The 10,209-nt window shown below is 55.0% G+C and carries 5 protein-coding genes; 4 read left to right on the forward strand and 1 reads right to left on the reverse strand.

All coding sequences use genetic code 11. From position 1 onward, the window contains the following. Positions 1–83: 83 nt before the first annotated feature. A complete protein-coding gene (locus tag M2394_RS19025; protein ID WP_259173538.1) occupies positions 84–3,062 on the reverse strand; it encodes a DEAD/DEAH box helicase in 2,979 nt (992 codons plus the stop codon). A gap of 537 nt (positions 3,063–3,599) precedes the next feature. Between M2394_RS19025 and M2394_RS19030 the strand changes: the two genes are divergently transcribed. From M2394_RS19030 to M2394_RS19045, 4 genes are all read left to right on the forward strand, one after another. Continuing rightward, positions 3,600–4,061, forward strand: coding sequence for a hypothetical protein (locus tag M2394_RS19030; protein WP_259173539.1), 462 nt, complete (start codon positions 3,600–3,602; stop codon positions 4,059–4,061). Beyond that, positions 4,048–4,443: a hypothetical protein gene (locus M2394_RS19035; protein WP_259173540.1), complete on the forward strand. Its 396-nt coding sequence runs from the start codon at positions 4,048–4,050 to the stop codon at positions 4,441–4,443. The genes M2394_RS19030 and M2394_RS19035 overlap by 14 nt, the downstream gene beginning before the upstream one ends. A 312-nt stretch (positions 4,444–4,755) precedes the next feature. Beyond that, entirely contained in the window at positions 4,756–5,934 is a 1,179-nt protein-coding gene (locus M2394_RS19040) for a hypothetical protein (RefSeq protein ID WP_259173543.1), read from the forward strand. 24 nt (positions 5,935–5,958) lie between these two features. Then, entirely contained in the window at positions 5,959–10,209 is a 4,251-nt protein-coding gene (locus M2394_RS19045) for a hypothetical protein (protein ID WP_259173544.1), read from the forward strand.

A 10,209-nucleotide genomic window follows, 5' to 3' on the forward strand; every position in this document is an offset into this window, starting at 1 on the left:
TGCGCGGCACTATGTAAATCTAGGTCATCCACGATGGCGAAATACAAGAAGCAACCAGACGTACTCCTCAGCCGCTTCGTGAATCAATTCTCTGGTTCGTTGACCAGCCAGTAAGCTTTCGCTGCCCCTCCCTGCCTCGCGTAACTGATACAGAACGCCATAAGATCACTCAAGTGAGCATTGATCGCCGAGCGGCGAATGCCAGGCTGAACGCCGATCACGGAAAACGTGAGCTTGGTGGCCTGTGTAGTTTTCAACAGCTGAGTAACGTCGGCTCTATTGCCGCGAACAAAGTAGGAGGGTGATGTGTGTCTTGGAAGCATCCTATCCTCCATGTGCTGAACAATCGTCGGCACGTTGCAGTAATAGACCGACTTGACCAACTGTCCTGCCACCTCGTAGACATCGCCCACACGGCCTCCACTTGGTGGCCCACCCGCACCTTTGCAGTGGTAGAAGCTGACGTTGACCTCATCCTCAGCATTCTTGGTGACGCAGATATAATCGGCGGCCTCCCCCGCCCTGTGGTCATAGAAGAGTCCTTGAACATCCGGCAAGTTGACCAGGTGTCGCTCTAGGTGCTCCTGCACGGTCAGGTTTCCGGCGAGCTGGGCTCGCTTTCGCAACGTCTCGGGGGATTGATCCTGGGGTAGGAATTCGATGTGTATACCACAGCCCCTCCAATCGATTATCTCTGCATCGCCAGGGGCCAAACGTTCGGTTTGCAGCAACGGTGCGGCCATCAAATTCATTCCCTCAAAGGATGATTTGTCGGCGGCGTAGAACACTGGACTGTGTTCGCAGAGCCAGTCCGCCATTGCAACCCAGGAATCGTGGGCAGACTCGATCTCGATGGAGACGTCAGGATCCAGACACGTCACCATCCGTGCGTTTGCCAAGTGAAATCGCATTGGCACCACGCCGAAGGCGCTAACCAGCGAAAAGGCTAGTTGCCCCGCCTGTACGTCGCACTGAAAGTTCTGGATGTCCCACTCAACCAGTCTCGAATATTGAACGCGCTGCTGGGCGGCAGCCCGAAAGCGGACTTTCGGGTTGTTTTTGAATCCACTTTTAGGCCAGTTCGCCGCTATGACCACATCTGGTAACCGACTCAAAGGCTTGCTAGAGCGCACGATGTCTAACTGGGTTGCGCTAAACGGTGCATTACCGGAGAGGCGTCCGTTCAGGGTTTGCACCCACTCAACGAAATCAAGGATCGAGAGGCGCTGATTGCTCCAGATCCGGGAACTGCTGCTTGCGCCAATCGTTTCCTTGACCTGCCCATTCATACCGCAGCCGAAGAAGTGTCCTTGGGAGAAGACTCGACTGTCGCCGGCTGTCACCGCCCTCTCCGCCTGGGGGCCAGTGAGGGTTCGATAAGTCTCTCCCTGCGAGTTGAACGTCGTGTTCTTCAGCCCAACGTTGTAAAACTTGACCTCCTCCAAGCCCGCGCGCGCCCTGCTGGTCTGTTGGTAGCTGAGCGGTCTGCAGCCACCGGGAGAAATCGTGTCCATGATGCTGAGGTAAAGCTTTTCCGTTCGACGGGTCGACCCTATGTAGCAGAGCTTTGCCGCCTCGAAAAACATCAAGAGAAACACGTCGTGACGCACATCAATCAGAGCATCAGAGATGGCCCAATTGGGAGACGTCTCGTCTGCCGTCAAAACCAACGAGATTGTCCCATCTTGGGTTCCCCACTGCTTCACAATCCGCAAATGCCGCCCAATCGAGGAGTCAAGGAGCCCAAGATTCGGTGGCTCGTCACACTCGAAAACACGTACATGGGCATACAAATTAAAGGACAGTGGCGAGACGGATTCATAGTCAGATTCGGCAATCTTCCTCACGGGGAGCCTTTCCATAAACTCCTGCTCCTCCAGAGATCCCGCCAGTTGAGCGATCGCAGCTTCATCAATCATCTGCGCAAGATTTACGCCTTCCTTGAGAAGAGACGCTGTTGCCTCCTTGATACGGAAAGTTGGTGCAATCAGCGTTGGCGGGCCTGTAGTTTCGTCCACACGGGCGAAACGTCCAATGAATTGAATTGTGGGCACCAGAGACTGGTGGGGAGCATGGAGCGCCGCCACCTTGAGTTTCGGAAAGTCATAACCCTCCCCGAACATGTCCACGCAAACGATCGCTGCCAGCGTACCGGTGATCAGCCTTTCCTCAATCGCCTCCTGCTGACGCTTCGTAAGTTTGCTGCTAATGGCCTCGACCGCTATGCCCAGGCCTCGATAGAGCGGCACTAGATCCTGCGCGGCCTTGATAGTCCCTGCGCGTATAAACAGCCTATGATCGAAACCGTTTTCCCTGTCCTCGTTAAGCTGCTGAACAGCCGCCCGAGCTATGGCTTGATCAACGTGTTCATCATCGAGTTCGTCCTCGATCGGCGCCGCACAGAAGTTAATTGGCTCAAAGGCCCCCTCATCGACAGCCCGCATTACCGGATATCGATAAACGAGCTTCCCTGGAATGACGCGCCCATCTCGTCGAAAGGGCGTTGCAGTGAGAAACAAAAACCGGGCATTTGCGAAGTGTTCGACATAGGCCATCCAGGAATCGGCCGGGGCATGATGCGCTTCATCGAAAATCACAAGATCGAAGAGATCCGGGGGCGCACCGAGGGCTAGGTCGGGTGATGAGCTTGAAGGTGTCGAAACGACGACGTCGTAGGTTCGAAGCGATTGCCATTCTTCAAGGGACTGAGGACGGCCGATATGCAGGTGCACGTCGGGAAGCGGACAATCTTCAGCCAGCGCACCAATCCGACGGAGCGTGGACATAACTGAAATATGCGAATGCACCTGTTTTCTCAAGGCGCTTGAAGGTTCCACTATCAGTACACGCGCCGGCCCCAGCAGCATGGGAAGCGCCATCATCAAGGAGGTCTTTCCATAGCCTGTGGGTAAACAGACGATGGCAGGGTCGTCCTGTACGGAGAAATGCGCCAAAACGGCGTGCAACGCACCCAACTGTCCAGGTCTGAATCCATGATTGGGAGTGCGCTGCTGTTGAAACAGATCCAGCGTCCCCGCTTGCTCAACAAAAAAATTCGGCACCGCAATCCCTCCTTTGGATCCGATTGAAGCGTACTCTGGTGCCGTTTTTGTGCAAGTGATAAGGGGTGTGGATGGGTCGCGGGGCAAGTGAATTCAGCACCGACGACGGATTACCACCGGTCTACAAGGTTCTCCAGTGGTTGGCGTGCCTGAGTTCAAGCAAGCCGAAAATCCGACTTTTTCAACAGAGTCGGCCAATAGCTGCCTCTTGGAACCGATTGAAACCAACCTAAGGCGGCCAGTCGTCCACAAATCTAGGAACAACACCCCGGACTGAGTGGCGTCGGAACATTACCGGAGGACTATTCCGAACCGATGCTGGGGCATGGCTGCTAGGAGGTGCTTGCATCGGCTTGAAACACAGAATCGAGCGGTGTGTCGGCGCGTTACGGTGGATTCTACTCTTTCAGAATCGCTTGATGGATCAAGTCGGCCTAAATACATGGTTACTTCAAACCATCTCTGGTAGGTCTTTTTTTGACCAATCGAAAGGTTCGTCTACCATCTACCAAATATTAAGGATGAGAGGAAAAAGCCATGGATGGATATGAGCTTTTGCAGCTTATCGTGATCGGTGTCATTGCCGGCGCATTTGGGCAAGGGCTACGCACGATCGTCGGCCTCAAGAAGGCGAGCGATGAAGCAGCGGCAGAAGGAACGACACTTCGCTCGGAAGGGCTGGACGTTTCTCGTTTAATCTTCAGTCTCTTTATTGGGGCGATCGCTGGCGGCATCGGCATTCTCACCATAACTGGTTTCCAAGCAAGCGCCGCTGTCAATATCTCTGCCGAGATGTTCTTCGGTGTTGTGGGAATTGGCTATGCGGGTACCGATTTCATTGAGGGATTTGTCCGCACACAACTACCGAAATGGGGGGAGGCAACCATTTGTCCCGACCATGAGTCCGCGCTCCCTTCATTCTACTACCGAGTTCTTCACCACCATCTCAAGCACAGACCGAATCAAGCAAAGCTGCGAGAAGCTTTTGAAAATCCCTGAAAACGCTTCCGATTGCTCAGGTTTCGCCAAGGCAGTAGCTCAGGAATTTGCAATCACATTGACCGGACAGGCCAATGACATTGTCGGTCAGTTGACCTCAGCCAATGGCTGGACAGAATTGGGATCGGATGCTCAGGCTGGACAAAGAGCTGCTACAGCTGCCGCAAGAGGCGAGTTCGTGATCGGAGCGCGGAAGGAGACGGGTAACGGACACGTTGTGGTTGTTGTAGCAGGCTCCCCCCTCGCACACGGAAAGTACCCGTTTGCCTACTGGGGCAAGCTCAATGACCCGGCGAATGCCGGATTCAACAAGACGGTAAACTGGGCCTGGGACCAAGCTTCTCGCGATAGTGTTACCTACGCCAGTCGGGGCGTCATTTAGGTGGGACGCATCTGACGTTTTATAGGGCCAGGTCTGGTTTACATCTGATAAGTGCAGTCCTCGAACTGGATTGCAAAGCACATTGGCATAGATTTACAGACAAGGATTGGCATCGTCACTTACTTTTTAATATTGCGCTGCGCTAGAAAGAACAAACCCAACAGAGCAATTTCATCCGTATTTCGCCGTTAGAAAACGACCTGCCGTTCTTGGTCGGTTTATACAGACGTCAATAACAGCCTGACCGAAGCTTGCCCGCTATTTAGAGAAACGATGGTGGCGAACATTTCCTGAGTTGGAACGGAGGCGATAATGAAGAACGGAGTTCTTTTTGCTGTGGTCATGGCAATGGCTTTGACCGGATGCACAGCAAGACTTACTGGTGGAGTGGATGCACTGAATCAGCGCATCGCTTATCTGGGTTTGAACGACAAGAACTGTTGGAACCCCGACAATCAGGAATCAGCGCGCTCCTGTCAGCTTGATGTTGGAGCCGGGATGAGGATCCGCCTCGACTCAATTGCCCTCCCCTCCGGCAACGAAAAAGTAGAGCAACAAACCCTCCCTTCGTCGTACACCTACACGGTGCCTGATGTGGATGGAGCGATGGCCGACGGCCTCGCTCTTGGGCGCGAAAATGCCTTCTTCATGACAACGTTGCTCTCGATGTCCGAACAGGATCGCGATGATCCGGGCACGTGGCAGCTCATGTATGGCAACGACAGCGAATCCTATTCCAGTCGAGTGAAGACTGCGCCAGGAATATATACCACCCGTATTCTCAAACCATTTCTGGAAAAGATGCGTGTCGACTATCAGTTTGTAGAAAAGAGCGGTATCCCGAAGAGAACCACGTCTCAACTCGCAAAGCGTGTGTTCTGCTCCGCCGATGAGCAAGATCCTACGATAGGAAACGGCCTTGCGAGCCGGACCCTGCATGTGACACTCCCCCCTGGAAAAGACGGTAGTCGCGCCATTGCCATTGGATCGGACGACTGGTTTTACGCCGATCAAGTGGGTGTCATCGATGCAAAACAGGGAAGCGAATTTATGAAGTACACGCTTTCGGCGCCTGCGCGCGCGCGCAATAACATTGAGCTAAGTATCGCCGTTCGTTTGAGCCGTGAGGAGGGAGTACGTTTTGTCCCGCCATGCACCACGGTCGCGGACATAGAGCGCATGTTCGGAGTGGAGATTGTTGGCCTCTGGCGAGAACAATCCAATTTTGCGATGAAGGGCAACGAAAGCAACGCTACCGCTGACGGACTCATCACTTTGAGAGGGAGCGATAAATCGACAGTGAGCCCCGACGGTTATTACTCAATCGAGCTTCGTTCTGGCGCGACAGCGGCGCCCGGCGGCAGGCTGGTCGACGCAACCAATCTCTGCGCAGAGATGAACTCTTGCCCGGAACGCGTGCTACTTGCACACCGCGACGTCCTGCTTGTAGGTCATCGCAAACAGATCCTTGGTTCCTTCTGGGCTCAATAACGCACGGGCGGGGAAAGGAGTTCTATGTCAACTATTTCACTTCTCGGCCTCGATCTCACCGTCGAGCAGGACGGAACGGTCAGCCCCCCTGCGATTCACGGCCTCACGGTTAACGCTTGGGCCGTGCACATCGCCGATAAAAAACTCAAAACCGACCTCGAACTCAAGGTCGAAGCCTCGTCCATAAAGATCATCATGCGCGCCACGATGCGTGTTGTGAAAAACGGTGTTACCTGGCGTCTCGAGGATGGCGTTCCGGAATCTATCAGTCGCCTAACGATCGAACAAAATGGCCAGGGAAGCGGCACTCTTTCGCTCTTCGTCCCCCCGCTGCAACTCGCAGGCAATGCGACGGCAAAGAATGCAGTTACCGTGAAGGGGGGCTGGATCGGGCAAAGCTTTGGCTCGGCGGCAACCCACATCCTGCAGTCCAGCGAACTACCCTTGGAGATAAGTCTGGAGAAGGGCCGAGCCGTGCCCAACCTCGGCGCGATGTGCATCCAGCTGGAAGAAAATTTCTGTGCCGCGCAGACAGGGATCGTCGCCAAGCGTCCGGACGGTATAACAGCCTGGTTGTTCGAGCGCAGGCATATCTCTCGCGCGCATACTCTCGATCTGTCAGCCACCATCGGAACATTGCAACTCGAGTTCGATTCGCAGCCGGCCAAGTTCGGGTTGCCGCTCAATGCGGATATCCACGACCGGGCAGCCGCTGTGTCTGCCGAAAATCCAGTATGGGTTCCGATTCGGGCGGATAACTATCGGCTGATCACCGATCTGGAGCGCAACGGCAGCGGCACGATTTTGTCGGCCACCACCTTGGCCGGATCAGGCGGAGCCGGTGGCCCGACGATGACACTGTTCGGGCTTTTGTCGGCAAACAACAAACCGATCGAAGTAGAACTGAGTCAGCCGCTGTCCTTGTCGGCCAGGCTGCATCAAAACAAGCAGATTGGCTCATTGCTGGTCGCGGCGTCACTTCCCGCCGAGAAAGGTGTTCGCGTCAAGCTGGCGTGCGGGGCGGTTCACGGTTTACTCGCCAAGGCACGCGTAGAGTCGAAAGGAGTCGCCCATCTCTGCTGTGAGCATGAAACGCAATCCCACGCTTTCCCCGGCGCAGTGTTTCCGCCTATTGCATTGCGGATGCTGCGCGATGTCACTTTGCCGTGGATCGAGTTCGATACCTGTCTTGAACATCCCAAGGCGGGCGATGCTTACACGGCGGGTTCTGAATGTGTAGACGTCTGGAAGTTCGCAGGCGGCAAGATCGGCCTCGCTTTAATTGCGGACAATCTCGCCCGGCACGCGGTAACCAGAACGAACGATGTCCGCCAACTGCACTACGCCCACCTAAATGCTCGCGCCGCCACGTTGTCGCATCAGCTGGGTTCTGCCAGGCACGATACCTCGCTAATCGAGAGTCCGGCGGGCGGAGTACAAAGGATGACGCTGACGCAGCTCTTTGCGCCAGAAACACACTCCGCGGTAATAGTCGCGGTCGCGTCCGTGAATGTTCAGGCAGACGGTTTGCAGCCCGCACCCTATGAGGTCATTCGCGACTACGGCTTGTTCAAGGTTGAGGTAAAAATTCCGGCGGGAAAAGCGCCCGACTACCTGATTCTCCGAAAATCAGGCACTGCCGACTTCACAATCCACCCACCAGCCACACCCCTTGCACCAGACTCGCACCGTTTCCCTGAGTTGAAATTCGAAATGCCGGTGGCTCACGATGAGCCCGCAACCGATCTTCCGCTCGCCGTGTTGAAACTCAGTGAACGCTACTCGCTTAAAGAAATTTTCGAGCGCGAAAGCCTTGGTCTCAAGCCAGTTCGCGATCTCGAAATTCAAGGGCGTTCAGCAGACTTTCTGAACGACGTGGTCGATCAACCCATCAAAGCCAAGGCCTGGCTCGGACTCATCCTCTTCAACCTGGATTTCATTTTTTCCGACCATCCAGTCATTCGGTCGTTGCTGCCCGCTCCCCCTCCTGGCATCCCCCCTACTCTCCGCTTCCGCTACCTCGCCCTTACACCGTCGAAGTCAGGCGATGAGAACGGTACCAGTCTTAACGGACGGGTCTGGTACCAGAACCAAGAGGATCCGAAACTGCCTGTCCTGAAGGACGATGACGACGAGACGACCTACAGGTTCGATTTTGTCGACGCTTTGTGGCGCGACAGTCGGCTCGTACGCTTCGATGCCGGAGCAACGCTTTCTTTCCAGAGTGTCTTCGGTATGCAGCACCCCAAACATAAGGGGCAGCCCAAAGATTGGAACAGTGTCAAGCTGCGTGGACGCCTGGAAGTCCCTCCGAGGAACGAGGGGGAGCCGCGTATCCGTTTCAGTGGCGAGATCGAACAAGAGATCGCACTTCTTGAACCACGCAACCCGCCTGGCCTCATTGAGCAAATTTGGTTCAAAGGTTCCGAAGTCGTTTACGACCCGGGAAAAGGAGCGCGGATCGATTTCGATGGAGACATCAAGCTCGGCAAGCTTGATCTTGATCCAAAATTCAACGATTTCTTCAATGTCGGCTCGAGCGGCAACGGCCGGATCTCATTCGAGAAGCTGGGAATCGGCCTGCCCGAAACAATGAGCCTGGACCTCAGCTGGCTACGGATCAGCTACCCCGCCATCAAGCTCGACGTCAACGTTCCGCATTTTCAGTTGTTCAACCTGCCGCAGCTTGCCCTCAAGATCCGCAGCATCGGCGTGGATTGGGAAAACAAGTTTGGATGGGAAAAGACATTGGTTCTGAAGGATTGGAATGTTCCCTCAAAGCGCATCTTTCTCGTCGATATCCGCCTCACCGCCGCCGACCTGCCGGAGCTGGCAGGCAAGCTTTTCGACAAACTGAACCTCGACTTCTCGCTCGGCCTTGGACAGTTGCTGTCGGGTTCCGATTTCAGCTTTTCACCCAACGCTTTGAAGATCGGACTCTCCGCCGCCGGCTTCGATAATTTCCATCTGGATCTCGCCCGCATTATCGAACTGCATATCACGAAGCTGGCACTCGAGAAGAAAACCTACAAGGACGGCACCGAAACGCCTTGGATCATCATGGAAGGCGTCGAACTGAAGATTCTGGATAAAACTATCCTCTCGGATCTCACGCTTGCCTTCTTCTCGGTACCAAAAACCGGACGCCGTGGATTTGTCTGCTTCTTCGGCAACCCCCTGGATGGAACGGCAAAGCCTCCTCCGCCGGGGAACAATTTCCTGGACTTCTCCTGGTTGCTCATCGGTAACAATTTGACGCTGGATAAAACGCTCGCGAAGGATTTGATCAGCATTGACACCGATACCAGCAAATGGAGCACTTCGGACGAAACCAGAACCAGCATTGCGAAATCGATACAAGACGAAAGTATCTTCCCGCTCGACATCAATCAGAATGCGGAGCCTTGGTTATTCGCCGCCGGTTTTTCGGTTCTGAAAGGTCTTCTGGACGGCAAATTCCTGTTCCAGGATCGCGCTTTCTACGGCCTGATGTTGCGCGGCACGCTGTTCGATGAATGGTTCGGCTACCCATTCGCGATTTCCTGCCTCTATTTGAAGCGCGAGCGACCCGAGGAAGACAGCTTCATCGTTTCCTTTACGGTGCCGGCGGTCCAGACGGGGTCGTTTCGCTTCATGGGCGGTGTGGTGTCGGTTGAGATCGCAGCGAATGGCAGCTTTGTACTCGACGTCGGTTTCCCGTGGATGACACCCAACGGTATACGTGCATGGAACCGGACCTTCGGGGCGATCTGTACGCCGTTTCAGGGTTCTGGCGGCCTCTACGTTAGATATCGCAAGACAACAGTCGTCCACACTAACGACAAGCACCTCATTTTCGCCGGCGGCTACGCGCTGCAGGCGGGTCTGGGAGCAAGCTTCGGCGGTGGGATTTTCGAAGTCTGGGTGAGAGCGGGGATTTACGTCGTCGCCGAAGGCGCCGTGGTGCTCAACCTTGACAACAAAGCTCTCGAAGGGCTTCGGCTCGTCGGCGCAGTCGGCATTCTTGTAGAAGGTCATGGATCTCTGCGCTGGTGGATCATCTCGGCGCATGTCTCCGTGATTGCTCAGGCGGAAGCGCGCGCGACCATTCTCTGGGGATTAGATCCGGAAAACGTCAACCTCCCCAGAGTCAACGATGTCGCCTTACAGCTCGACTTCATGCTTTCCGCTCGCGCGTCAGCAAGTGCTTGTATCGGCTCAGGCTGGTTCAAAGTTTGCCGCGGCATCAGCACTTCAATCTCGATGCCATTCAGGCATCGCCTCGTACTGAGGTAA

This window comes from Pseudomonas sp. BIGb0164 (assembly GCF_024810135.1).
In the GTDB taxonomy this organism is placed as follows: domain Bacteria; phylum Pseudomonadota; class Gammaproteobacteria; order Pseudomonadales; family Pseudomonadaceae; genus Aquipseudomonas.